The sequence below is a fragment of the Streptomyces sp. genome, from assembly GCF_035563135.1.
Classification (GTDB): domain Bacteria; phylum Actinomycetota; class Actinomycetes; order Streptomycetales; family Streptomycetaceae; genus Streptomyces.
The window spans coordinates 1-24865 of record NZ_DATMVN010000066.1 but is presented as its reverse complement, the minus strand read 5'-3'; the positions used below and the strand labels follow the sequence as shown (position 1 = coordinate 24865).

Sequence of the window (24865 nt, the reverse complement as noted above, 5' to 3'; positions counted from 1 at the left end):
GACGGCTACCCCGACACATACTGGGCTCTGGCCCGCCTGGCCTTCTTCGACAACGTCCAGGCGTTCGTCGACGCCCTCGCGGCAGGCAGCCCCGCCCGCACCGTTGGACAGCTCTTCATGGGACACCCCGTCCCTGACAGCGACCCCGCCGCGGCCCGCAGGGTTCGGCATCCGGCACACGGCAGCACCCGCGGGCGAACCAAGGTCGACTGGCACGGCATGTACCTGGGCCTGGACCCATCGCGGTTCGTCCACGAAGCCTCGCACCTGCTCGAACCCGCATGGTGGGAGGAGTTCCTGACGCTGGCTGACGCCCAGGGAGTCGACCACACCCATCCGCGGCTGGGCGGAACCTGCAGGGCGTGCATGGCGGCAGACCCCGATTGGCACACCAACGGCTTCCCGTACCAGACGCCCGAGGACCGCGCGGAAATCGAGCGACGACGCGCCGAACTCAGGTCATAGGAGAAGTCGATAGCCCGAGCACCTTGAGTGCAGTGGCCCGCGGCTGCCTCGGTCGTCCACCCGAGTGTGGCCGGCAAGGAGCTCAGAGTGTCTGCAACCAGCAGCGATGCTCACGGGCCAGGAAATCCGGCGCCGGGTGTGGCCGCTTCATCACCGTCGCCTGCTCTGACGGGGACGTACCTGCGCCTCCCCGGCGAACGGAACACTGCTGTTGATCAAGCAGGTCTGAGAAGCAGCAGGCCTGCGGTAGGGCTCTTCGGCGCACCTGTCCGCTTCCATGCCTACGTTCGCCAGCGTGATAGATGCTGAGGCACTCAATGATCTCCTGAAGTGGGCCTGCCTGATCTTCGACGCTCGCGCGACGCACACCGGGGGTGCCGCCGGCTCGTTCACCACGATGCACATCAACCAGCTCGCCGACGACCTGCTGGCTGCGCTGGACTCGTGCGAGGTTGCAGAGCGCCCCTACCTCATGGAGGGGTACCGAAGTCTGAGCTTGGCCGCAGATATTCCCCCGGGCCGGTCCTGCCAGCAGCGCGAGATGCTCGTGGATGTCGCCCGCCAGGGGTTGGCGTACGTCGTCATCGGAAGGCAGGAAGAACGTCCGGCTACCAAGGACGAGGTCTTGGCTCTGCTCCAGCACCGGTGGACTGCCTCGATGCTGGCATGGGCCGACTTCTTCCCACCGTCGCTGGACGAAGTCTCACCTTCCTGCAGCTGCGGCACCGTGAGTCTGGGCAGTCTCGGCTACGGAAGGTGCGGCTCCAACCTCCGCTCCGACGAGAGTGAGAGCCGAGTGTCAGGCATCCCGGCTCGGCGGTGCGCATGAACGGGTTCCATAGGCCGCGCTGGCTGTCAATCCGAACTCCGAGGCGTCCTGTCCGCCCGGTAGGTGGTTGGCATGGCTGCGAGCTAAAGGCGCCGAGGGGGATTCGCCACAACTCGGTTCTACCGCAGTCTTCGAGAACCCTCTGCTCCGTCAGGCAGCACAGCCCGCCCACCACGTTGTGGAGACAGGAGCAGTTGTTCGTGCCCATATCAGTCCGTTCATCTACCGCTACTACCGAGAAGCCGAAGCCGATGCCTCGTTCCGTCCGCATGGCAGCCCGGATGGCAGCCGGCGTCATCCTCCTCGCCTGCGCGCTCAGCGCGTGCGGTGGCTCCGGGGACAGCAATGTCTCCGGAGCACGCGATGACCTTCGGATCATCACGAAGAAGACCGTGACCGACACCCGCCCCCGGATGGTCGAGCAGTGCACGACCGGCACCAAGAAGGTCAAGCACACCTCTACGACGAAGGGTAAGACGCGCACCTGGTACACGACCGAACCGACCCGGACGTGCAAAAAGGTGCAGCAGGGCACGGAGACCTATGACCGGGTCGTCCGACGCCCGCGGTGGTGCGTCGAACTCGACGACGTCGATGGCAACACACGCAGGGACGACGTCTGGTACGAGGTGGACTCGTCGACGTACACCAAGGCCGCCGCCGCTGCGGAGGGTGAGAAGCTCGCTTTCACCCCGCTTCGAAACGGCTGCTGAAAAGTCGTCAACCGGCAGGGCCCAGGACATACTCCTGGGCCCTGCCTGCGTGACCAAGACGTGCCGGCCAGCCATGGAAGGCAAATACGGTTTCCGCTGCTCGGTGCAACTGGCTGGCTACCGACGCCAGCCGCTAGGCCACGTCCCCACGTCGCTCAATCAGCGCGGCTGGAACGAACGCGGTTTCCATGGTGGTGAAGTCGGGGCCGTCGCCGTAGATCAGCATCCATATCCCCTCGGCGGTCTCAACTTCCACGGCGTTCAGCGAAGGCCCGGAATCCCCGAGCGGCTCGGCGTTCCCATTCATGAGGCCAACGGTAGAAGCGCTAAGACGAACCTGCACCCATGAACACCACACTGCGCGGCTGGCCCCTTGTCCGTCTGTCACGTCGGACAACGTCTTCAGTTCACTTGCTCATCTTGCGGCCCCGCTCGGCCGGAATTCGCGGAAACTCTGGCCGCTTCATACACCCGGCGCACCATCGGCTCCCTTGCTCAGATCACCTCGCCCACGGAGCCCGCATGTATGCCAGCCGGTCCCGCGCTTCCTCTGCTGGAAGTGCATTCCGCTTCACCCCACGCCCTCATCAGGAGGAGGCGCTGCACGCCATCATGCGGACCGATGGGGACCGCGCACTGGTGGTGATGGCGTGCGGGACGGGCAAGTCCCTTGTGGGACGTGAAACGGCCCGAAGGCGGGCGGCCTCTTCGGTACTCGTCGCGGTGCCGACCCTCGCACTCGCCGAGCAAGTCCATCGCGGGTGGGCATCTGACTTCCCCGGAACTCTGGACACACTCATCGTCTGCTCGGACTCCGCGGTGGGCGGGGCGGACGTACCGGTGACCGTCGACCCCGAGCGGGTCGCCGCGTTCCTCGCTTCGGCGGAGGCCGGGCGGATACGGCTGGTGATCTCGACCTACCAGTCGGTGGGGCGGATAGCCGAGGCGTACGCGGGACGTTCCCTCTCGCCACTGGACCTCATCGTTCTGGACGAGGCCCACCACACCGCTGGGCCGTCGGGAAAGTCCTATGCAGTCGTGCTCGACAATGACCGGATTCCGGCGGCGTTCCGTCTGTCGCTTACGGCCACGAGTCGTATTCACGAGGGCGCGGACGGCACGGCGGATGTCATTTCGATGAATGACGAGGCGCAGTACGGCACTCGGGTTCACGAGCTGACGTTCGGCGCCGCCATCCGGCGGAACCTGCTGGCCGACTACGAGGTTGCCATCGTCCTGGTCTCCGACGAGGACGTGCACGCCGCACTGCGGAAGGAGGCTACGTCCCGGACCGGCCCCGGGGACTCCTCGACGGTGGCCGCTCAGATCGCTCTGGCGCGGGCCATGCGCGAACGTGAGCTGCGCAGCGTGATCGCCTTCCACAGCCGGGTAGCCCGCTCCAAGCGCTTCTCTGTCTCCCTCGGCTCGATCAGCACCGCAGCAGCAGGCGTGTCGATCACCTCTCTGCACATGGACGCCGCCACCCCGGCAGGGAAGCGCGCTGAGCAACTGGCCATGCTGGCCGCGCCCGCCGGGGGCGAACGGGTCGTCCTCAATAACGTCCGTACCCTGACCGAGGGGGTAGACGTCACCAGCGTCGACGGCGTCTGCCTGGTGGACCCGAAGTCCTCCCAGACAGACATCGTGCAGGCTGTCGGCCGGGCGCTGAGGCTCCATCCGGAGCACGACCGTCCGGCGACGATCCTCCTCCCGGTCTACGTCGCGCCGGGCGAGAATCCGCAGGCGGTCCTGGAAGCCAGCGCCTTCCAGCATGTCTGGCGGGTCCTGGCCACGCTCCGCGATCAGGACGAGCGTATGGACGCGGCCCTCACTGCCGCTCGCCGTCGGCTGAGCAGTGAGCCGTTGGCGGGCGGCATCGACGCCCGGGCGATACTGCCCGAGAAGGTCAAGATCTACGGCAGCGCGACGGTGGGGGCCCGTTTCGTGCAGGCTCTGGGCGTCCACGTCCTGGAGAACACCACCGAGGACTGGTACCGGTGGCTCGGCCTGCTGGAGCGATACGTCGCACAGCACGGACACGCGGCTGTGCCCTTCTCCACCGAGGCCGGGAGCCTCGGGGCCTGGGCGGCTCGTCAAAGGTCTCTGCGCACGGCTGGCAAGCTCCTGCCCCGCCGGGAGGAGCTGCTGTCGGGGCAGCCTGGATGGACGTGGAACCTTGCCGACACCAAACGCGAGCAGGGGCGAACGGAGCTGGAAGCGTTCGTCGCAGTCAACGGCCACGCCAGGGTGCCACGGGGCTTCGTCTCCCCCACGGGCTACCGGCTGGACAACTTCGTCACGCTGGCTCGCAACCGATACCGCGACAAGCTGATGGACGCCGACGAGATCGCGTACTACGAAGCCCTGCCCGGCTGGATGTGGCACGTACACGATGCGAAGTTCGAGCTCCTTCTCAAGCACCTCGACGACTTCATCAGCGAGCACGGGCATGCTCGGGTTCCACAGCCGTACAAGGTGAACAAGGACGGCAGCCAGTTCGCCCTCGGTAACGCCGTGTCGCGGAAGCGGACGGCTTACCGCAAGGGGACGCTGCCCGCCGGTCAGGCGGAGACTCTGGAACAGCGGCCCGAATGGATGTGGGACGGCCACGCTGCCGCCTGGGAGGCGAGCTTCGAGGTCCTGGCCGACTGGGCCGCCGCCCACGGCCACCTGAGGGTCCCCTTCGACGAAGCGATCAACGGCGTCGGCCTGTACCGCTGGCTGCTGAAGCAGAAGGCCCTCGTCCGCGAGGGCGAGCAGCCCGCCGAGCGGCGCCGCCGCCTAGAAGCTCTTCCCGGGTGGTCCAGCGCGGGGTGACAGGTAGGCCTACGAGGTGAGGTCGCCGGGCCGCCCGCGGCCTCACCCGTTCGAGCGGAAGCTCAGCACCGCCCAGGTAGGCGACCTGCTGGCAAAGCAGTGCACACCCCGGCCGGTATCCAGACCAGCGGGTCGAAACTGTCCGGCGGCGCCTCCCTCATAGGCAGAATGCGAATGCCATCAACACCGAGAACCAGGGATGAGCCGGTGAGCCCACGACCTCGCAAGCAGAGAGCACCCGAGCCCTCGGTGAACGGCCTACAGCCGGAGGTCACCGAGGATGAGAGCACTGCCCCGGACAGGTACAAGCTCGAGTGTCCGCTGTGCGGCGAGGTCGGCCGGTATCGGTTCGCGCTGCTCGCACGGCGGGCGTTCGAGGAACATGTCGACGAGAACCACCCGGCAGTCCAGAGTCCGCTGGACCAGGTCCGGACTCTCGTCGACGTGGCCGAGACCGAGGCTGGAACCTGGGAGTGCACCATCGGTGCAGAGAGCTACGTGGTCCGGCAGCATAGTCCCGGCAGGTTCACTGTGGAGGTGGTCAGCCGCCGGACTCTGATCGATGCCCGGCTGGCGACCCTGGACGACGCACGGATCACTATCGGCGGCCACGCCAAGCTCGTCAGCTCCGCCCTGGCGACGGCTGCGACCATCCAGCTGCGCCAGGGGCGCCCGGCCCATATGGTCCCTCTGGAATAGCTTCCGGTCGCAGGAAGTCTCAGAGCCGGCGGCCATGGGCGAGTCGGGCGATCAGCCCCTCAAGCAGCAGGAACAGCGCCGCCGACCGGTCATTCGGCTATCACGCTTCGCTACCCAGGAAGGACCGATCGGACCGATCGCCCACAACGTGCTCTCCTCAGATCACGGCAGGACGGCCGGCGAGCGGATTCCCGTCGGAACAGAGTCGGGGTCCGCGTGAGCTCTCGAATCCCCGGCTGGTCTGGCGAGGACCAGCTTCACCTGCTTGACGGACGCTCCGGTCGCCAGGGCGATGTCGCTCAAGGATGTCCGCCGCAGAACCAGGGCCTCCACCGCCTTGGCCAAGGCGGTCATACGGGCGTCCTCAGCGTCACGCAGTTCCTCCAGTTCCGGCGTCACTGGGATGATCTGCACCTCGGCGTTCACGCCTACGAGCGCGAGACCATTCTCGACGCTCACGCGGACCAGTCGCAGCGTCCGCCCGCTCCCGTACACGCCGTGCTCGGGCTCGTGCGCCACCCACAGACGGCCGCGTCGGCTGGCCCGGCACTCGATGACCTCGCTCACGCCGCACGCTCCAGGTCCTCGATGATCTGCTGAGCGACCGCGTCCGGGATGGGGGTGGGCAGGACGACCTGCCGGGTGCCGATCCGGTACCGCGCGTGAGTGCTGGTGCTGTCGACCTTCGTGACCGTCAGGCCTTGTCGATGAGCGGTGGCCTGGATGCGTAGCAGCGGACCGCCCTCCGTGCCAGCCCGGAGCCCGGCGGTCACCTCCTGGGCCTGCTTCCACTCCGCGAGACTCACCACGGCCTCATGAACGGGGCCCGGCGACCATACCCACTTCGAGATCGGATTCCACTGGGAGAAGCCCGGCCGTCCGGTCCGGGACGCCTTCCTGTTGTAGACCTGGTAACCGGTGAGCTTCGGGTTTGCGATCAGGCCCTCGACGAGGTTGTGCGTCCATTGGCCCTCGATCGGGTACCGCTCCGGATCGGCCGCCAGAATCGAGATGATGTCTCCCGACTTCAGGTGCTCCTCCCGCCGCAGGCGGCACAGCTCCCGAGAGGCGTCGAAGCGTCGCGGGTCCGGGTGCGGGGCGAGCTTCTTCTTCGGCCGGGCCTCTCCGAACCGGCCCCGTGGCGGCGGCGGTGCGTTCTCGTCGACGACCGCAATGTAGGGGTAGGGCGGGTAGCCGTGGTTCCATCCGCCAAGGGCGTGCTGGAACTGCCCGCCCATGGACATCTCCAGCATGACCGTCCGGTAGACCTCGGCCTCGACCTGTCCGTAGCGGCGGGTGCGCAGCCGGCCGGACTCGGTCCCGCCCTGCGGTTCGTTGGCGTACACCACCTCCACGCCCGCCTGCTGGAGGTGGTGCTCGGTGGTGAGGCTGGTGAGCATGGCTCGCGCAACACGGTCGGCGCGCTCGGCCAGGACGTGGGTGATGCCCATCGGCTCGGCGTGGTTGAGGAGGTCTTGAAGGCCGCCGTCCCGGCGGGTGGGGACGCGCAGCACGTCGTACATCTCCTGTGGGGCGAGGCCTCGGGACTCGGGGGGAAGCATCCCGGACTCGACATCCCAGTAGTAGCCGACGAACTCCTCGCCCTCGTCGAGGCTTTGGGCGGCGAGCGCCACCTGCCGGGGGATGGAGCTGCTGGGGTTCTGGTTGTCCTTGGTGGAGACCCGGCCGACGAAGGCCGACCGGCGGGGGCGTGCATCCACCTGTACGAAGTTGGTCAGGTCGCTGAGGTCGATGGGCGGTCCGAAGGGGAAAGTCATGGTCCTTCCTGGGTGCTGAGAGAGCGGATGTGTCCTCGCGGTGGCGAATGACCGCGGCCGGGCTCCGAATGGCAGGCCGAGGGTCGTAACCGCAGACGCGGCATGAGGCTCATCGCTGTCCCTCGAAGGGAGGAAGACAGGAGAGAGTCGCGGTACCTCGACCCTATGGGGCCCCACTGACAACCGTGTTTTCCAACCTCGCGTCTTGCAGCACCAGTTGGCGCCTGAAGACCAGACGGTCAGGGAATTCGCGATGGTGCGATGGATTCAGCCCTCTGAACGCAACATCGGCCTCCTCAACGCCCCCAACCCGAGGAAGCCGATGCCCATTCGTCCCGTCCGCCGCTCCGAGCCGACCCAGAACACCGCCGCGGGAAACGTCGCCCTCGTCGAAACGCTGCGGCTTGCAGTGCCCCTCCATATCGCCGAGCTCCGCGACCGCCCCACTGACGTGCTCGTAGCCATCGCCAGCCAGTCGGCCAGCGTCGTCGGCTCCAAGGGCGACGTCCTCCAGTTCCACTCCCCGAAGCGAGGAGCGGCAGCCGAAGCGTTCAACGCGCTCGCGAGGGGGCTGGCGGCCGCCGCGATCGTCACACACGGCGGTGTCACCTTCGCCGGCTCGCACTGGTGCACCGTCCATGCCTGCTCGGGTCCCGACGCCGACCATCCGCAGCCGGACGTCACCCCGCCCTGACCCGTACCGGCCCAGGTCGTACCTGCGGGCGTAGTCGCGACCGCGACACCACCCCGACAGTGTCTGCCCGGCCCGGGCCACCGAAAGGACAGAAGGCCTTAACCCCATGCCTTACGCCGAGCGCCGCTTCGACAATGTCGAGACGGCCCTACTCCTCGATGAGGAATGCAGCTACTGCCGCGCCGCAGCCGGTCAGTACTGCGACCCTGACTGCCCGTTGGGCGTCATCGATCCCAGCTACACCCGCGAGGAGGAGCCCCCATCGATGTGGGAGCCGCCGCCCCCACCTGGCTGGTGACCACCTCGCGCCACTCCCACCGACCCCCGGCCGCTGGCCGCTGGGGGGCCCGGGCAAGTCGTGAACCCGACGCCCCACCGAGCGCCGCAGGGCATGGCCGGTTCACCGGCCACCATGCAACCCGCCCCAGAATGGAGACCAGATGCCTCCCACCGAACCGGAACGCGTCGACGAGCTACGCTCCCGCATCGCAGCAGCCGCCCGTACGATCACCATCAGACTCGGCCCCAACGCTCTTGCGATGGCATCGGCACAGCAGCCGATCCACCTATCGGGAGGTGAGGCCGACATGGTGGCTACCGCAGTCGTTGACGTACTCGCGCAGGAGATGCTGCTCGCTCACCAGGAATGGGAGCGCAGTGGCGTGTCCCTACGCTCGTGTTTGGTACCTGGCTGCCTCCGCCAGTTCGACATGATCGCCTCCCTCTCCGGTGCGCCTCCAGAACGCGAGGACTGGTCAAGTGATGGCTGGCTCCAGCACCGGCCGCTGAGCGGTCACGCATGCCCCGAGCATGCGCAGGCTCTCTGGACCTCGGGCAGGCACATCCCGAACTGGCACCACCACAGCCACGACGACGCTCGTCTGCTCTGTGCCTGCGGGTGGGAATCCGGCAAGGTGCAGTTCCGGGGCCACGGCGTCACACTGTGGCAGGCGCACGCGCTCAAGGTTCTGAACAAGGACCCGGGCGACACGATCAGCACGGTGCAGACCTCGATGACTGCGGAGCAGCTCGCTGAGCTCGCCGTCAGCGCCCAGCGGCGGGGCCCCGGGCTGGCAGCTGGCCGGACCAAGGAGCAGCTTGCCGCCGGCATGCCGGACTTCATGCGCGATGCCGTGGACGCCCACGTGCCGCATCTGGCCGCACTACGGGCCGTCGCCGACGCGACCCGTGACCGGTACGAGCGTGGGCTGATTGCCTGGCTGGAGACCCTGGACTGAGATCTTCCGCCGCCCGTCACCGCCAGGCGGGCGGCGGTGTACCCCCTGGCCGGCCTGTCCAACGGCCAGGGCCTGCGTTCCTTGCGGTACCGCCCTCCGCCTTCGCCGGGCGTCGCAGGACTCGCGGGCACTCACGGATCTGCTGCGTCCCATCCCAGAATCCGTGATCGTCAGCCGTGGACCCGCTCGGGGCCCATGGGGACGCCCGTGGGTCCCTTCGGAGAGGATGGGGTTGTGAGCTTCCCTGCACCGCCCTGCGCAGAGTGCGATGAACCGCTTCAGTACGACGCGGAGATCCGCCGCTTCGTCTGCGGCAACCTCCAGTGCTCAGCGCTGAGTATGGAAGTCCCTATTTGGCGCGCTTTGCAACAGTCCGGGCTCGCTGCTTCGGACGCGCCCGGGCTGCCCCGCCCGGTCCACAAGGGCCTGCCGGTGCCCTGGGTCGCTCCCCGGACCGCGGACTACGTCTTCTGGCTCGCCCTCGATGCGGCACGCTGCGCCCTCGCGCACAACCGATGGCTCTGCCAGGTGTGTGGCGATGAGCTGCCCGAGGAGGCGTGGGTCCTGGCAACCCCTGAGGGCCAGGTGCTCCAAGCCGCGCTGCACGCCAAGTGCAAGGACTTGGCGCTGGAGTTCTGCCCTCACTTGTCCAGTGGCGACACCCGCGCCGTCCCGATGCTGGTCTCCCGGGACGAGCTCTCGGCCGATGGCCATCCGCTGAGAGACGCTGCCCCTTCGGACCCGTTCTTCCTCCAGCAGTGGCAGGTCACGAGGTAGTTCAGTTGGCTGGCTATCAGCCTCGTGTACCTGGCGCGATCGTCACGGAGATTCGCGACGGATGAGGTTCCGTCGTGGTCCGGCAGCAGTCTTCCGGCGTCCCGCTTCCCGACCACGCCGGAGCGCACAATGCCGCACCCCATCACCTTCGCTTCCCACTGCCCGGAGACCGCTGCACGGCAGGCATGGGCAGCTTCACTCTCACGGGCCGAGGAGTACGCCGCCCGCTACCTGACCACCACCTTTTCTGATCTTGAAGTCAGTCGCTCTGGCGGCCCGGCGGAACAGCCCGGCCTGACGTTCGAGCGTGCCGGCTGCGGGAGCGTGTTCGTGACCACCGACTCCGAGCGGGCCACCCTTCGCGCCCACGGCCTGCACTGGGAACTGTGGAGCGCGGCCGTTTCCGCCCTGCACGGCGGTGAGCACTTCGTCCTGGTCGACGCCGATGGCAGTGATGTCGAAGAGCCCCGAGCCGCCGCGCCGGGCTCGTACACCGACACCTCAGACGAAGACTCGCTGGTCATCCGGGACGACGGCACAGCGGACGTGAGGTTCTTCGAGCTGAGCATCGACGAGATGGCTCAGGTCCTCGCCGCGCTCCGAGACGGCTTTGGCCGCCTCGGTCAGCGCCGGTGCACCCGTTGCCATCTGCCGCAGTGGCGGCACTCGGCGCGCCGCAGCGGTGAACACGTGGTCTGTGGCTCCTTCACCCTGGCCTGTGCCGACTGCCTGCCGCATGGGGATGCCGAGGAGTGCGCCCAGGCCCGCACCGGGCAACCCTGCACCCGCCAAGCCACGCGCGCACGGGCCTCCCGTCCTCAGGGCGGAGAGGACGTTCTGGCGTCCCTTCTGGGGACGTTCAACGGCTGGGACCTGGCTGCGCTCGCCCACACCGCCGTGGAGCTGTTCGGCACGCACGGCGACGTCAACGACGAACTGAGCGAAACGCAGAAGGACGTGCTGGAGCGCGCCGCCACGTTCTTCGACGAGATCAGCGAGCCCATGTAGAACACACCCTCCGTGCCGGGCCCCGGACTGTCGGCACAGCCAGGGGCCCGGCGCCCGCACGGCGGAGGATGACGCTCTTGTCGACCCTGGGACGCGACGGGCTCCTGGCGGCTCCACCCCGGCTCTGCGGTTCCTTGCGTAGGGCGGGAACACCGCTCCCGGACCACAACCCTCGGCGCCACGAATCGGCTCTGCAGCGGGGCTGTCCGCCACCGGGCCCACCATGGGTCTCCGTCGGCCGGCGGAAGCCTCTCTGCCACATGGAAGGTCAAGCATGCTCCCACCGACACTGGCTGCCGCCCTGGACCGCGCCACCCCACCGCGATGAGAAGACCCGGAGATCGAGAGGCGCCCATCGCTGTTCCTGCTGAGCAGATTCCGCAGGGCTGTTACTGGTGGACCGACCCGGACGGGGCACTGTGCCTGCTACCGGGGTGTCTAGCCCGGATCAACGACCCCGACGCCGCCTGCACCTGCAGAACCCTCGCCTCCCGCCTGACCAGGGCCGAAGAACGCCTGGCGGAAGCCGCGGAGCGGGAAAGGTATGCGAGCACCTGGTGGGCCGCGCTGCGGGCTGCGGTGGACGCGCATCCAGCGCGGGACGAGATCCTCAGCGATGCGCGACGCCGGGCCGGCCGTTGACCCGCTGTCCCGTCTGAAGCAGGCGAGAACGCCGGCAGCCGCGTGTGGGCCGTGGCGGTGCGGGCCTGCGAGCCGAAATTCGCGAACGTGGGGGCCATCACGGTTCCGGGACGCAGGCTCAGCCCGTCAACCCCACCCGCCAGCGCCGCACAGACAATCCGTGCGGCGCTGGCCCCGCACTGCCGGACGGGTCCTGCACCGCGTCCAGAAAGGTCCGTGCCCATGTCGGTCATCGAGACCACGATCAGCAGCACCGCCGCCTACCACCAGGCCCTGGCCACCATCCAGAAGGCATCGCGTGCCTACGCGACCGGCGAGAGCCCGCTGGACGACGCCACCTTCGACCGGCTGCGGGACCAGCTGGTCGCATGGGAGGAAAACCACCCGGAGGACGTGGCGGCGAACTCCCCCTCCGGCAAGGTCGCCGACGGGGCGGTCCCTGCGGGCGAGGTCGCGCACACGGTACCCATGCAGTCCCTGGACAAGGTGAACACCCCCGCCAAGCTGCTGGCGTGGGAAGCGTCGCTCCAGCGGCGTCTGGGCGGCCCGGTCACCGGCGGCTATGTCGTGGACGTGAAGCTGGACGGCTTCGCGGTCGCCGCGCGGTACCAGAGCGGTCGCCTGGTCAAGCTCGTCGGACGAGGCGACGGCCGTCAGGGCGAGGACTGGAGCCATGCCATCGGCACGGTCACCGGCCTTCCCCAGCAGCTGGACCGGCCACTGACCTTCGAGGTCAGGGGAGAGATCCTCTTCACCCACAAGCAGTTCGAACGGGCCAAGGAAGTGCGCGCCCAGCACGGCGGGGACGCGTTCGCCAACGCCCGCAACGCCGCCGCTGGCACCATCCGGGCGAGGAACAGGGCCTACACCCTGGAGATGACGTTCTTCGCCTTCCAGGCCGTCGAGCTGCCGGGCGGCGAGGTGTTCGCCCACACCTCGCACGCCGACCTGATGAAGTGGGTCGCCGACACCGGCATACAGACCACGGAGGCCACCCCGCCGAAGGCCCACGTCTTCTCGACAATGGCCGAGGTACAGAAGCAGGTCGCGGCGATCGCTGCGATGCGTCCCAGCCTGCCCTTCGACATCGACGGCGTGGTCATCCGCGCGAACAGCCGCACCGAGCAGACCACCGCAGGTACAGGCTCGCGGCACCCCCACTACAGCGTCGCCTACAAGCTGCCCAGTCTGGAGCGAATGACCAAGCTCCTCGACGTGGTCTGGGCCGTGGGCAAGACCGGCATCCTCGCCCCCCGGGCCGTGCTGGAGGAGGTCGAGATCGACGGCAGCATGGTCACCTCCGCCACCCTGCATAACCCCTCCGATATCAGCCGAATTGGGCTCATGAAGGGCGATACGGTCTACGTCCGGAAGGCCAACGACATCATCCCGCAGGTGGTCGGGCCGGTGACCCACCTGCGCACCGGGACCGAGGAGACGATCACCTTCCCCGCGTCCTGCCCGGTGTGCGGCGGGAAGATCAACACCGACAAGGGCCGCTGGACCTGCGATGAGACGGCGAACAACGGCGGCTCCTGCGGACTGCCCGCCGCCCTGCTGTACGCCGCAGGACGCGAGCAGTTCGACATCGACGGTCTCGGCCCGGCGGTGATCGGCAACCTCGTCGAGGCTGGTCTGGTGCGCGATGTCGGCGACCTGTTCCACCTCACCCTGGAACAGCTCACCGAGGCGACCCGGGGCAGCGGTGAGGCGTCGAACCTGCTGGAGCAGATCACGGCGGCGAAGGGCCGCCCGCTGGAGAAGGTGCTGGCAGCGCTGGGCATCGCGGGTACCGGAGTGGAACTCTCCGAGCGGCTCGCCGCTCACTTCCGTTCGATGGACGCATTCGTCACGGCCGACGCCCAGACGCTCATGGAGGTGGACGGCATCGGGGTCAAGAAGGCCGAGCAGATCGCCCGACAGCTCCCCCGGGTCGCTGCGGTGGTCAAGAAGCTCGCCACGGCAGGCGTGAAGCTGGCGGCCGATCTTCAGTCCGCCCCCGTGAGCGGCCCGCTCGCAGGCAAGACGGTCGTCGTCACCGGCACGATGACGGGGCCGCTGGCTGCCTACGATCGCGTCGCGATGAACCAGCTGATCAAGGACGCGGGCGGCAAGTCCGGCCTCGACGTGACCTCCAAGACCCACCTGCTGGTCGTCGGGGAGCGGGCCGGAGGCAAGCTCGCCAAGGCCGAGAAGTACAAGATCGAAGTGATGAACGAGGAGGCGTTCGCCATCCTGGTCGCCCAGTTCACCAGCTGACCCGATCGGCCGTACATCCAGCGGAGCCCGCTCTCACTGAGGGCGGGCTCCGCGTCTCCTTCCCGCTCCGGCCCTCCGCTGCGCCGGGCGGGGCCTGACGTGCCGGCTGCCGCAGCCCCAGACGGCCGCTCCTGTGCCCGTCAGCAGGCCCGCGCGCACAGGAGGCTCTGGGCGTCCGCGACCGCCGACGAGACCAGGCACTCCGACCAAGAAGGACGATCATGAAGCACACGTATCTGTACCCCCTGACGGACGATGCGCTCTTCCTGTGGAGGGCCGGCCGCCAGAGCGCCACCGACCTCTTCGGCGTCCCAGCGGACAGCCCCGACATGTGGACGAGGCTGGTCGCGCTGGACGAGCAGCTGGGGGAAGCACGTGAGACCGTCGCGCGGCTGATCGAGGACGCCGACCGCGTCTGCCTGGGGCAGCGGTACGCCATTCCCGGGTCCCTCCACCCCCAGATCGCCGACATCGAAGAAGACGTCCACGCCTCCACCCGAGCGGTGACCTGCCTTCTCTGGGACGCACCGCTCCTGGACCCGTCACTGCGCACCGTGGTGGTCACCGCGCTCGGGCTGCCGGATGTCGAAGTGCCCGGGCGAGATCCCGCCGCGGACATCACCCGGTTCCTTCAGGCCCATGAGCACCAGCGACTCATCCCGTTCTGGATGTGACCGGCTGTCGCCGCACTGCCCTCCGGCCTACGACCGGCGAAGCGCGAACAGCTCTCGCTGCTGCTGCCCCCTCGGTGGACCGAGGGGGCAGCAGCAGGCACCTGCGATCAGAAGCGTTCTCACCTGCACGCTGTCCGGCTGTTACGCCGATCTCCCCAGCCCTTGAGCCCTCTCGATGTCATCGCACCGGGCAATCCTCGCTAACCATCGCTATTCATCGCATCTGCTCATAAGTTCAGCACTTCTCTCTCGAGCAGCCATTCGCCGCCGGTTGCCCGAGGCCTACGAGCACGTCCAGACCCGACCAACCGCTTCCACGAGGAATCACACGATGAGCATCGCTGCACGCACCCGGTACACCGGGGGCACCCGGACCGCTGGGTGCCTCCGGCTGCTCACTCTCCCGTTTCGGACGGCCTACCGGCTGTTCCGCCCGAGCCGCCAGGACCGGATATCGGACCCGGCCATCACGGCCGCGCAGGTCGCGCGGACGGCTGTCGGCGGAGCGGCCACACTGTGGCTGATCCGGTCCTACCCCCTCCAGGAGTCGGCGGCCGATGTCGCGGCGGACCAGGTGCTCGAGTTGTTCCTCAGCGCTGGTGTCCTGCTCGTCGCGGGCCCCATCGCTCTGGCCTGCTTCGTGCTGTCCGCGCGGCCGTCCGTGCGCGCCGTCTACTGTCGGCGTCTTGCCGGGCCGGCCGCGGGGTTCGCTGCGCTGCTCGGGTCGGCAGTCGGGCTGTGGTTCCTGCTCCTGGGCGGCGCTGTGCAGGTGACCCAGGCGCTCGGCGGCATGCCGATCATCGGCGCGCTCGTCTCCACGGCGGGCGTACTGTTCGGCGTCCCCTTCGGCGCCGCGGCTGTCGTGCTGAGCGTGCACTACACCTTCCGCGTCGGTGACGTCTCCGAGGTCCTGCCGCCCCTGCTGTCGCCCGTGCTGGTGTGGTCCCTGTTCGTCGTCCAGGCCTTGGACGGCCCGCCGGTGGCTGCCCCTCCGGCGGTCCATGCACTGTTCGTGGCCGGCCCGCCGGTGTCCGTCACGTTGCTGTCGGTGTGGGAGCTCCAGCGCCTGCGTACGCGGCACCACCTGACGATCCGCCGGGCCCTGGGGCGGAGCACCCCATTCTCCTGCTGAGGAACAGCGGCCGCGGGGCGCCGAGGCTTCAGGCGGGAGCGGGCTGTCCACCGGCGAGTGGGGCGAAAGAGACGGCCGGTAGGGCACGAGGGGAGCGGGATTCGCGCGCATGCGGCGATCGGGCGGGGTGCGCCACACAGTCAGGGCGTCAACACGCAGGTCAGGAGCTTCTCCGCCTGCTCCCTCCCCACTACGCCCAGGGACTTCACGATGGCCGCGATCCCCCAGCCGCCCACCAGGCAGTGCACCCGATACAACAAGGACGGCTCACGCTGTACCGGGAAGACCTCGATGGCTGACGGCTGGTGCCGGTCCTGCGACGGGTTCGGCCGCCCGCAAGCTGCCCAGCCGAAGGCAAAGCCCGACCTGCGGCAGGAGACACGCTGGCGGGAGGCCAGTGCGCGTCCGCTCGAGTCCGACGAGGCGTACGAGGTCGGCGTCTCCAACGCGGCCCTCAACCACTTCATCGCCGCGCACGGAGGGGATCGCCGGGCGGCAGAGGCGCAGATACGCTCGCTGCTCGAAGATCTGCTCGCCGCCGACGCCCGCCCGGCGCTGCGGCATCCCGAGACCGGCCGGTGGCGACTCCGTACCCAGCGGGACAAGTTCTCGGTCACCCTCAGCAGGGACGCCTCCGTCGTCACCGGTTACAAGGTCCGGCACGTGGATCGGACCTACGCCCAGATCAAGGCTGGCGTCCCCAGCCGGGTGGCGTCTCCTCACCGTCGCGAGAGGAAGAAGTGGTTCCTGGCTTTGCAGACCGAGCTGCCCTTCGGCATGGGCGTGATGACCGCGCGGCTCTTCGCGCGCTTGGAGCTCGGGTTCGAGATGACCGAGAACAACGCCGCCGAGGTGATCGAACAGATGCGGGACTACATGGCACGGGCGGGTATCTCGCTGCCCACCCAGGAAGGCGAGTCCCGCGTCACCGACTCGGCGGGGCTGGAGTGGACCTTCGAGGTGCTTCCGGAGCAGCGCCCGTACCTCGTGCACATCTCATGGGGCACCGAAGGTCAGCGGCGGGCGGCCGCGCCCTGAGCAGTGTCGCGGAGGACTGGGGCCCGGCGCCCCGGCGCCGGGCTAGGGCTAGGGCTATACGGAGCGGGTTGTCGTCTCAGGCTGGTGCTCCAGTGTCACAGCGGCGGCCCGGAGGTCGACTGGTAGCTCCCCGTCGCACCAGTACTGCGTGCCGGTCATCCGTCCGTTGCTCCGAGTGATGCGCCAGATCGGCAGGGCGTCACAGAATCCGCTCGGGTCACGGACACGGTCGAAGACCGACCCGCAGATCTCGTGACCGGGATAGCCGGCCCGCTCCGGAGGCAGCGGCCAGCCCGAGGGGCACAGCGACAGCCTCATCGTGTACCGCTTCCGCTTGAATCCGGGGACGACAGCCCCCTTCCACTCCAAGGTGGTCACATCCAGCGGGGTTCGGAGCGCGGGCTGCAGCCGGTAGACCCCGCCCTCCGTAACGACTCGGCGCTCCTCGACGAGAACCCGGGCGGCAGTTTCGATGACATCTGCTGTGACTTCCTCGCCCGTTGCGTGATCGACGCGTTCACGGAAGTACGGGTCGGCCTTGATCTCGGCCAGCGCCGCGCCGTCTAGGTGTGCGGTCAGCCAGCGGCACAGCAGCCAGGCTGCGTGTCGGACGACCTCTGGTTGGTCGCCAGCGGCATACCGGGTGATCGCTGTGGTCATGAGCGAACGGTAGAGGTCCGGGGAGCCACCGGCCGTACGCCGCCGCTGGTGCTCCCGAGCCGTGCCTGTCCTGAGCGGTGTCCGGTCTTCAAGTCAGAGTGCACTGCCGCGGACACGCGTTGACGGCACCCGGTCGGATGCCGACGTGCCGTCTGCCGCAGCACCTTGCTCCGGACGTAGAGAGGGATCCGTATGGCTACGCATGTCACCGAGCCGCTTGACCAGGAGGAGCGGGTAAGCCGGTGGGGGCTGGAATCGCACGTGCCCATCGACCTGTCGCCGACCCGGATCTTCCTCTTTCTGCTCAAGGTGGGGCTCGTCTACGGGGCGGCCTGTTGGGCGTGGGAGTACGCCCGGCGCAGTGGGCTCGCCGAGACGATTCACCAGCCTGTGGTCGCGTACCTGCGGTCGAACAGCGCGGGGCTGCCGATGACGGCCGGTGACCTCGTCGACTGGTGGGTGGGCTTGGGCGCCGGGGCCTTTCTCACGAGCGCTGTCCTGCGGTCATGGCCCGCGCGTCTGCTCTGGTGCTGCTGGGGTGTCTGGTCGATAGCGATGGTCTCGGCCGGGACCCCGCAGGATGCCCGCTCGGTGGCCGTCGGTGTGGCCACGCTGGCCTGGGCGGCCGTCTCCGTCGTCGCGCTGCGCGGCCGCGGCTAGGACGCCGCTCCCTTCGAGTGCGGGACGTGGGCGCCCAAGTCCCGCACCATCCTGGGGCCGTGAGTCGCTACAGTCGCTGAGCATCTCCCGGCCCGGGCCCGGTGGAGGGCCCGGGCTCGCCCATCAGCCATGCGTAGGCAGCTTCTACCGCGTTCGCGGAGTGCGCGAACCGGTCGCCGGACTGGAAGTGACGGTCGGCCAGTGCCTCCCAGCCGCCAGCGTGCTCGGCCGCGGCCTGGAAGGCGCGGGCGACACTGCCGGCGACTTCGACGTACACGTCGGCCTCAGGCGTGACCCACTGGTCGACGATGGTCATCACCTCCTGCATCGCCTGCTTGTCCAGGCGCCGGTCCTTGTCCGCCAGGTCCACGCCCAGGCCCCAGATGAGGCTGCGCATGGCCTGGGTCTCCCAGGTGTCATCGCCTCCGGCGTACAAACGGCTGCTCTGGCGCCGCTCGGACCGTTCGTACTCCTGGTCAGCGTGCTGTCGGGCGAGGCGGTACAGCGCAACCAGCAGAGAAGCCGTTGCCCTGGGACCTGCTGCGGCGAGCGCGTCGCGCAGTCGTTCGAGGTCCTCCTGCGGGACGGGTACGACGGTGCGCAGCGGGCCCCGGTCGGCATCCAGGGCGGCAAGGCTCTGCGGTTCTCCTCCGCCGCTCTGCAGGGAGGTGTTGGTGTACCGGGCGGGTCCGACGGCGAACCAGCCGACGTCCCGGTTGTCGACGACTCGGAACGGGTACTCCTCGGCCTCCTCCAGTCCACCGTCGAGAGGATGAAGCTCGGTCAGGCTGGGATGGGCTTCAGTGGTCAGCGCGTCGGGCTTCCCCTGTTGTACGGCCACGATCTGCTGACCCGTCTCTTGGGGCAGGGCCCGGACGGAAACGTGCCGCTCGGTGATCCGTGGGTGCTTGTTCACGAGGGCGGTCAGGATCGCGGTGCTGGCGTCTTGGAGGAAGGCGTGCAGCGTGTCGGCGCTCCAGCGTCGGCGGGCGGAGACCCGCACAAGGAGCATCGCCGGCATGTGGCCGGCCAGCGGAGGCATGCCTGTTTCGCGCGTTGGCCGCGGGCCGTACACCTCGGCCCTGGCTCGGTACCAGCCTTCGTGGGAGATCAGGTAATCGCAGGCGTCGGCGATCAGTTGCGCCGCGTCAAGACCGGCCTGGCCGCGCGGCAGCATGGCCACCACCATCAGCGGAGCCGTGAACAGCTCCCCGCTGTCCGCCTGCCCCAGCGGGTCGGGCGCCATCGGAACACCGGTGGGGGGCCGTCGGCCGGCGTCGGGCACGGTCCACTGCTCCAGCGCGATCGCGGCCTCGCTGTACGTACGGCCTGAAGCCGCCATCACCGCGCGGATCTTCAACTTGCGGGTGCGGTCCTTCGTCATGCTCAGCTCCGTGCCGCGGCGCTTCCCACGCATACGCCGCACTGGAGTTCTGTGCAGGACGGCTTCGACCAGGAGCACGCGATTCCTCGAACCTTGCTCCGCCTTTCGGAGACCGGGCGTGGGCCGCGTCTCCTGGGAGCTCCGGCGTACGTGCACGCCGCTCCGGGAGGCTACCGCACTGCTGACGTCGGAGAGCGGCTGGAACGACGAAAGGGCGGCCTCTCGAAGAGGCCGCCCTTGTCCCGGAGGTACAGCGTCGGAAGTGCGGGGTCACCGTCGCGTGGCGGTCTGTGCAGTCCGGTCAGCTGAGGAGAAGGAGGAACCCGGTGATCACTGACACTCCGCCGAGGAGCAGTGCCACGGGCGATCCGGCCACGGCGCCGTATCCTGCCGCGCCGAGGCCGCACAGTGTGGCGATCACGGCGATGGTGACGGTGAGGGGGCCGGTGCCGGCCTTCAGGCGCCGGATCTCGGTTGCCATCCCGTCGGTCTCATCGCGGTAAAGCCGGTAGGCCTCGCTGTCCTTGTCGTAGGAACGGACCATCTCGGATCGGCGTTCGATCTCGTGGCGCAGTGCGGAGATCCGCCGTTGTCGCCAGCCGGCCAGCCTCAGCAGCGCTAAGCCGACAAGGGCTGTCAGAGCGATGGCGGCTTGCCCGGCGTCGTGCATCGATTCCAAGTGGTCCCCCAAGTGGACGGGTCAGCGCAGTGCTTGCGCGTGCGTTCGTGCGCGTTGTAGGTGCCCGGTGAGTTCCCGAGCTGTGGTGGTCGTCTGTGAGAGAGCTCCCGTGGCGGTGTCCGCGCGCGGCCCTGCGTGGGTGTGCAGGGCCACGCCGAGAAGCTCGGTGACGGCAGGCAGCGCAGCGGCGATCCGCCCGAGCTCATGTGCGCTGGTCACCGCGAGGCGGGTGTGCTGCCATCCGGCCGTTCCGCTGTTCAACTCGCGGACCAGACGCTCGAGAGCGTCCGCGGACTGGCGCAGATGGATGGTGGGGTTGTGGGTTGTCATACCGGCATCCTGCCGATCCCGGTGCTTGCATGGTGGTCACTGGCTGGATCTCTTGATCTCCTCCTGGATGTCCTGGAATCGGTATGCGGTGGGCTTGCTCGGGCGGTCGGTGAGTCGCACGGTCGGGATCGTGAGCGCTGCCTTCTTCAGCTCGGCCTGCAGGGTGCGTCCCACCATGGCCAGCCGGTCGGTCCGGTCGTCCCAGCGTCCCCACGTGGCGACGTCGGCGGCCCGCAGGTGGGCGTGAAGTTCGTCGACGGTCATCTGCGCAGGCCATCCCTCGCTTTCGAAGGCGTCCAGCAGGAGCTGGGCGATGCGGGGGACGGGCCTGCGGGTCGCGTCGCCTGTGGTGACGGCGTCCAGAGAGGGCAGCCCGACGTTGAGGCGCTCCTTGGCCCGCAGGAGTGCCGTGCCGGCGTCGAGGTGGGGGCAGTAACGGAGGATCGGCGCCCGGTGCCTTGGGGTCAGGCAGTAGAAGCGTCCCGCGTCGGCGATGTCCCACTCCCCCGGGCTGGGCACCAGGAGGTGCGGCAGCCAGCCTGCGGAGATCGCGCTCCTGTCTCCGACGACGATCGGCACGTCGTCCATGCGGCAGGGCAGCATCACGCGGATCCCGAAGGAGTCGGCGACGGCGTCACCCATGATGTCGCTGGTCGCGTCCTGGGTGCAGATCATCAGGGTGATCCTGGCCTTCCGGCCGATCCTGATGAGGGCGAGGGCGTGCTCCTTGGCCTTCTTCGACAGCTTGGAGTACTCGTCGAGAAACGCGATCAGGGCGGGCTCTTCGTCGGTGACGACCCAGTTGTCCTCGCCTTCGTCGAGCGCGGCGATGCGGTTCTCGGCGTAGCGGACCAGGTCGGCCAGCGCGGCCTCGATCTCCTCCTCGGTGTAGGCGGTCCGGTCGGCCAGGCCCCGGAGGGGTCCGAGTCCGCGGCCGGTCGGGTCGAGGTCCCAGACCACGGCGTCGGAGCAGGCGGTGGCGTACTCGGCGAGGGTGCGGACCATCGCCGACTTGCCGCCGCCGGACTTGGCCACGATGAGGACGTGCTGGCCGGCGAGGATGACGTTCGTGGGCTCGCCGTCGATGCTGATGCCGATGGAGACGGGCTTGAGGATCGAGCACGACAACGGGTTCCGCAGCGGGAAGGCCGGCGGGTTGGCGAACGGGTCTTCGGTGAGGACCCGGACCATCACCTCGGCGCTGTCGTTGGGGTTGTATCCCCCCTGGGCCATGGTGCGGCCCTGCCCGACGCGCAGCGCGACGTCGAGTTTCGGCAGCAGGCGGACAATGTCCGCCGGTGTACCGGAGTTGAGAACGGCAATGGCCTGCCAGCCGTAGGCGAGGCGGGAGGCATCCGTGACCTGTGCGATATCGGCATCGACGGAAAGAGCACGGAAAAGGCATTCCTCGACCTGTTCCGCATTCTCGGCCTGCCGAATCGGGAACGGCTTTCCTTCGTCCTCGGCAGCCGGTACCTCTGCAGGCTCGATTTCCCCGGGCAGTGCGGCGTAGGGAAACAGCAGGTGCGGCAGCGCGGGGGCCAGCGTCGTGCGGACGCGTCCCTGTGCCCACAGGACGGTGGCGGTGGCCGCCGCCAGGACGAGATCCGTGACCACGACCGGGCCGGTGAACAGCGTGAGCCCGAGACCGTCCACCACGGTGAGTCCCACGGCCGTGGCGTGAAAGCGGCGGGAGCGCCGTCGGCGTATCTGCCCTCGGCCCACCGTGACGGCTACGGATGTCGGCATGGCGGGCTCGAACTCCACCATCTCGGCCTTCGCTTGGAACTTGGCCCACTTCTCAATCGCGTCCGCGGTGGCCGGCGTGGGCCCCGGGCCGCGGCCTTGCAGCATCAGCTGCATCTGGCGCTTGTTGTGCGCTTCCAGGCGGCTGATCTGGGCCCGGGCGAGGCCGGTCTTCTTCCGCTGGGCCGTCTGCCACAGGCGGTACTGGGTGTTGAGGAGGTCACGGGCGACGTGCGCGTCGGTGAGGTCCTCGGTGGCTCGCCAGCGCCTGAGCTCACCGGCCGTGTGGCGGGCGCCCGTGGCGAGCACCTTGGCCTCGCGGGCGGTCAGCCGTCGAGCCAGGTGCAGCAGCATGCGGACGTACGGAGTGGTGTCCGGGTCCTCGTCGTCCTGGGGGGCGCCCGGGTCGGGGTGGTCATCTTCGAGGAGTTCGGCGTCGACGATCTCGTTTTCGTCAGCGGGGCGGGTCATCGTGGGTTTCTGCCGTTCTCGGTGGTTCAGGTGGGGGTGCGCCTGCGGCCTGTCTGACCCGTTTCCGCAGGTCAGATCCTGTTCTGGGACCCGTCTGGCACCTGGCCGGGTGCAGGTGCCAGACAGGCCGATTCCAGGCCCCAGACAGGTCCTTGGACGGCTCAGGCCGAGTTGAGGAGGAGGTCTCCGACCGTGTTGCCGCTCGTGGTGATCAGGCCGATGGCACTGCCGATCAGACCGCCGCCGAGTCCGAGGAACACGCCGGTGAGTGCGCCTCGGACAAGGGAGCCGGTGACGTCTGCACGGCCCGACTTGATCAGTCCGGCGTAGAAGCAGACGAGGACGATGCCTGTGACGACACCGCCGAGGCCGACCTTCTCGGCGCCGGTGGCTGCCGGCTTCTGGCCGGTGACATCGATCTCGGCCGCTCCCGCGAGGACGTACGACCCGACCCCGTCACCGAGGGCTGCTGCGGCTCCGCCCATGGCGCCGAGGATTCCGCCGCCGAGGAACAGCAGGACGCCGATGGTCAGACCGAGGAAGTAGTGAATCTTGGGGGTCGGGTCGCCGCCCTTCCACCGGCCCACCTGGTAGGCCAGCAGGGCGATGCCGATGATGACGGTGCCGGTCCCGCCGAGTGCTGCTCCGGTGGTGTTCATGCTGGTCAGACTCCGAATAGGTAATGAAGGGCGGGACGGTGGTAGCCGATGACGAGGGCGATGAGGAGGAACCAGAGAGTGCTGGTGGCGGCTACGCGTAGCAGGTAGCCGAGACCCGGTGTCCTCCATGCGAGCCGGACGATTCCGCCCAGGGTGGTCTTCGCGAGGATCAGGCCGATGACCAGGGCGGGAAGGGCCCGGCCGAGGAGGTACCAGGGGTCGTCGGCCATCGCGGTGGTGACGCCGGCGATGAGCAAGGCGGGGACGTTGAGCGGTAGCCGCATCCACTGGAAGTTCAGCGGGATGTGGGTCCTCCAGCCCCATGCGGTGGCTCGCTGCCGGACGGCGATTTCGGTGGCGGTGCGAGCTTCGGTGTAGACGTCGGCCAACTCGTCGCGTGTCTCGTCGTAGGCGCGCATCACTCCGTCGCCGACGGAGCGCCAGTTGGTCCCCCGCTCTTCTTCCGGCACGTTTTTGCTGGTCACAGGCACACCCCGCAGGCGATCAGCCGTTGGCGGATGTGCTCTTCGTTGGGGTCCCAGACGCCGAGGTCGGGAACGACCGTCAGGTGGCGCTGCTGGGGAAGAGCGCTGAGCGGGGAGGGGCGGGAGGGGGTGGGATCCGAACGGCGGGCCGCTCGAGGCAGTGGGATACGGATGGGCATGGGTGCGTGCCTCCAAGCGGTAAGGAGGGAGCGGGCCTGGGGTGCCTGTCGGCACAGATGGGCCCACTGGCGGCGGCAGGTAGTGGGGTGCCCGGGGGCCGGGCGAGCGCCAAGGCGTGCCGGTGGGCGGCGAACGCGGGGCGCTGGATGAGGTGGCGGCCGAGGCGGCTCACCCCATCCGAGATCGTACATACGTTCGGAGAAGCGAGCAGGGGTCGCTACTCCCCTTCGGCCGGTTCGGGGTCGGGGAGCCGGCCGGTCTCCTGGAGCAGTTCCTTGGCCCGCTTCCAGGAGCAGTTGATGGCGTTGGCTACGTAGTTCGGGCTGAGGGTGGGCTGGTCGGGGTCGAGCGCCTCAACCGCCGCGATCAGTTCCTCGCGGGTGCGTCGGCCCCCCGACTTGCCCTTGGCAGCGTCGGGTGTCGGCCCCGATCGGGGGGGCTGCTCGGCGTCTTCCGTCGGGGCCGACGCGGGTGCAGTTGGGGTGCTGGTCGGGGTGCCCGACGTGGCGTCGGGGGTGACCGGCACGTCGATGCGGGCCGATCGGGTGCCGTCGCTTGCGGCGTTGATCGGGTGGCGGACCGAGCTGGTCGGCCGACGCAGTTCCAGCGGATCGGGGTTGCCAGCGGGCTGCGTCGGAGGCGACGGCTCATCTGCCCGATCGAGTTCGTTTCCGCTGGTGAGGCTGCCGATCGGGGTGTAGTCGGGGTGCCCGATAGGTGTGTCGTCGGGGGTGGCGTTCGGGTCGGGTCGGGCGTGGTCGGGGGTGGACGTCGGGGCCGACGCAGCGAAGTCGGGGGTGGGTGTCGGCCCGATGATCGGGGTGAGATCGGGGGTGGGGTCGGGCGTC

At 68.7% G+C, this 24865-nt stretch carries 26 protein-coding genes and 1 pseudogene; 15 read left to right on the top strand and 12 right to left on the bottom strand.

The annotated features are described in order from the left end of the window. From VN520_RS02990 to VN520_RS02980, 3 genes are all read left to right on the top strand, one after another. On the top strand, nucleotides 1-465 hold a 465-nt coding region (locus VN520_RS02990; protein ID WP_325745250.1), incomplete at its 5' end, for a hypothetical protein. A 295-nt stretch (nucleotides 466-760) separates the two neighbouring features. Continuing rightward, a complete protein-coding gene (locus tag VN520_RS02985) occupies nucleotides 761-1294 on the top strand; it encodes a hypothetical protein (RefSeq protein ID WP_325745249.1) in 534 nt (177 codons plus the stop codon). A gap of 251 nt (nucleotides 1295-1545) precedes the next feature. Further along, complete coding sequence (locus VN520_RS02980) at nucleotides 1546-2007, top strand: hypothetical protein (RefSeq protein ID WP_325745248.1); 462 nt, start codon at nucleotides 1546-1548, stop codon at nucleotides 2005-2007. Nucleotides 2008-2140: 133 nt separating this feature from the next. Here VN520_RS02980 and VN520_RS02975 read toward each other — a convergent pair whose 3' ends face one another. Beyond that, nucleotides 2141-2314: a hypothetical protein gene (locus VN520_RS02975; protein WP_325745247.1), complete on the bottom strand. Its 174-nt coding sequence runs from the start codon at nucleotides 2312-2314 to the stop codon at nucleotides 2141-2143. Between the two features lie 38 nt (nucleotides 2315-2352). Between VN520_RS02975 and VN520_RS02970 the strand changes: the two genes are divergently transcribed. Continuing rightward, complete coding sequence (locus VN520_RS02970; protein ID WP_325745246.1) at nucleotides 2353-4824, top strand: DEAD/DEAH box helicase; 2472 nt, start codon at nucleotides 2353-2355, stop codon at nucleotides 4822-4824. A 207-nt stretch (nucleotides 4825-5031) separates the two neighbouring features. Then, nucleotides 5032-5523 (top strand): hypothetical protein, encoded by a 492-nt coding sequence (locus VN520_RS02965; protein WP_325745245.1) that lies wholly within the window; start codon nucleotides 5032-5034, stop codon nucleotides 5521-5523. Nucleotides 5524-5685: 162 nt separating this feature from the next. On the opposite strand, the gene VN520_RS02960 is transcribed toward VN520_RS02965, so the two are convergent. Next, nucleotides 5686-6090 carry a hypothetical protein gene (locus VN520_RS02960; RefSeq protein WP_325745244.1) on the bottom strand — a complete coding sequence of 135 codons (405 nt, stop codon included), beginning with the start codon at nucleotides 6088-6090 and terminating at the stop codon, nucleotides 5686-5688. After that, entirely contained in the window at nucleotides 6087-7301 is a 1215-nt protein-coding gene (locus VN520_RS02955) for a recombinase family protein (protein ID WP_325745243.1), read from the bottom strand. Before VN520_RS02955 ends, VN520_RS02960 begins: the two co-directional genes overlap by 4 nt. 322 nt (nucleotides 7302-7623) lie before the next feature. On the opposite strand from VN520_RS02955, the gene VN520_RS02950 reads away from it, so the two are divergent. The 9 genes from VN520_RS02950 (at nucleotide 7624) to VN520_RS02910 (ending at nucleotide 16763) form a co-directional block, all read left to right on the top strand. Then, nucleotides 7624-7995 (top strand): hypothetical protein, encoded by a 372-nt coding sequence (locus VN520_RS02950; RefSeq protein ID WP_325745242.1) that lies wholly within the window; start codon nucleotides 7624-7626, stop codon nucleotides 7993-7995. A 106-nt stretch (nucleotides 7996-8101) separates the two neighbouring features. Next, nucleotides 8102-8293, top strand: a complete 192-nt coding sequence (locus VN520_RS02945) for a hypothetical protein (RefSeq protein WP_325745241.1) — start codon at nucleotides 8102-8104, stop codon at nucleotides 8291-8293. A gap of 142 nt (nucleotides 8294-8435) precedes the next feature. After that, nucleotides 8436-9233, top strand: coding sequence for a hypothetical protein (locus VN520_RS02940; protein WP_325745240.1), 798 nt, complete (start codon nucleotides 8436-8438; stop codon nucleotides 9231-9233). A gap of 234 nt (nucleotides 9234-9467) precedes the next feature. Beyond that, nucleotides 9468-10010, top strand: a complete 543-nt coding sequence (locus VN520_RS02935) for a hypothetical protein (RefSeq protein WP_325745239.1) — start codon at nucleotides 9468-9470, stop codon at nucleotides 10008-10010. A gap of 330 nt (nucleotides 10011-10340) precedes the next feature. Beyond that, complete coding sequence (locus VN520_RS02930; RefSeq protein WP_325745238.1) at nucleotides 10341-11018, top strand: hypothetical protein; 678 nt, start codon at nucleotides 10341-10343, stop codon at nucleotides 11016-11018. An 864-nt stretch (nucleotides 11019-11882) separates the two neighbouring features. Continuing rightward, a complete protein-coding gene (ligA, locus tag VN520_RS02925) occupies nucleotides 11883-13919 on the top strand; it encodes an NAD-dependent DNA ligase LigA (RefSeq protein ID WP_325745237.1) in 2037 nt (678 codons plus the stop codon). A gap of 221 nt (nucleotides 13920-14140) precedes the next feature. Then, nucleotides 14141-14593 carry a hypothetical protein gene (locus tag VN520_RS02920; protein WP_325745236.1) on the top strand — a complete coding sequence of 151 codons (453 nt, stop codon included), beginning with the start codon at nucleotides 14141-14143 and terminating at the stop codon, nucleotides 14591-14593. 331 nt (nucleotides 14594-14924) lie between these two features. Beyond that, nucleotides 14925-15725, top strand: coding sequence for a hypothetical protein (locus tag VN520_RS02915; protein ID WP_325745235.1), 801 nt, complete (start codon nucleotides 14925-14927; stop codon nucleotides 15723-15725). A 210-nt stretch (nucleotides 15726-15935) separates the two neighbouring features. Beyond that, nucleotides 15936-16763, top strand: a complete 828-nt coding sequence (locus tag VN520_RS02910) for a hypothetical protein (protein ID WP_325745234.1) — start codon at nucleotides 15936-15938, stop codon at nucleotides 16761-16763. Nucleotides 16764-16817: 54 nt separating this feature from the next. On the opposite strand, the gene VN520_RS02905 is transcribed toward VN520_RS02910, so the two are convergent. Then, on the bottom strand, nucleotides 16818-17423 hold the full coding sequence (locus VN520_RS02905; RefSeq protein ID WP_325745233.1) for a hypothetical protein: 606 nt from the start codon (nucleotides 17421-17423) through the stop codon (nucleotides 16818-16820). Between the two features lie 192 nt (nucleotides 17424-17615). On the opposite strand from VN520_RS02905, the gene VN520_RS02900 reads away from it, so the two are divergent. After that, nucleotides 17616-18083 (top strand): hypothetical protein, encoded by a 468-nt coding sequence (locus VN520_RS02900; protein WP_325745232.1) that lies wholly within the window; start codon nucleotides 17616-17618, stop codon nucleotides 18081-18083. Between the two features lie 67 nt (nucleotides 18084-18150). On the opposite strand, the gene VN520_RS02895 is transcribed toward VN520_RS02900, so the two are convergent. The 8 genes and pseudogenes from VN520_RS02895 to VN520_RS02860 form a co-directional block, all read right to left on the bottom strand. Then, nucleotides 18151-19467, bottom strand: coding sequence for a hypothetical protein (locus VN520_RS02895; protein ID WP_325745231.1), 1317 nt, complete (start codon nucleotides 19465-19467; stop codon nucleotides 18151-18153). A 301-nt stretch (nucleotides 19468-19768) separates the two neighbouring features. After that, on the bottom strand, nucleotides 19769-20137 hold the full coding sequence (locus VN520_RS02890; RefSeq protein WP_325745230.1) for a hypothetical protein: 369 nt from the start codon (nucleotides 20135-20137) through the stop codon (nucleotides 19769-19771). 30 nt (nucleotides 20138-20167) lie between these two features. Then, nucleotides 20168-20476: a hypothetical protein gene (locus tag VN520_RS02885; protein ID WP_325745229.1), complete on the bottom strand. Its 309-nt coding sequence runs from the start codon at nucleotides 20474-20476 to the stop codon at nucleotides 20168-20170. Between the two features lie 36 nt (nucleotides 20477-20512). Then, nucleotides 20513-22693, bottom strand: a complete 2181-nt coding sequence (locus VN520_RS02880) for a hypothetical protein (RefSeq protein ID WP_325745228.1) — start codon at nucleotides 22691-22693, stop codon at nucleotides 20513-20515. A gap of 161 nt (nucleotides 22694-22854) precedes the next feature. Then, entirely contained in the window at nucleotides 22855-23352 is a 498-nt protein-coding gene (locus VN520_RS02875; protein ID WP_325745227.1) for a hypothetical protein, read from the bottom strand. A gap of 5 nt (nucleotides 23353-23357) precedes the next feature. Next, the gene (locus VN520_RS02870; RefSeq protein ID WP_325745226.1) at nucleotides 23358-23837 is read right to left on the bottom strand and encodes a hypothetical protein; all 480 of its coding nucleotides are present in this window, start codon (nucleotides 23835-23837) and stop codon (nucleotides 23358-23360) included. Next, nucleotides 23834-24016 (bottom strand): hypothetical protein, encoded by a 183-nt coding sequence (locus VN520_RS02865; protein WP_325745225.1) that lies wholly within the window; start codon nucleotides 24014-24016, stop codon nucleotides 23834-23836. Before VN520_RS02865 ends, VN520_RS02870 begins: the two co-directional genes overlap by 4 nt. A 218-nt stretch (nucleotides 24017-24234) precedes the next feature. After that, a pseudogene (locus VN520_RS02860) lies at nucleotides 24235-24865 on the bottom strand (hypothetical protein); the annotation flags it as partial.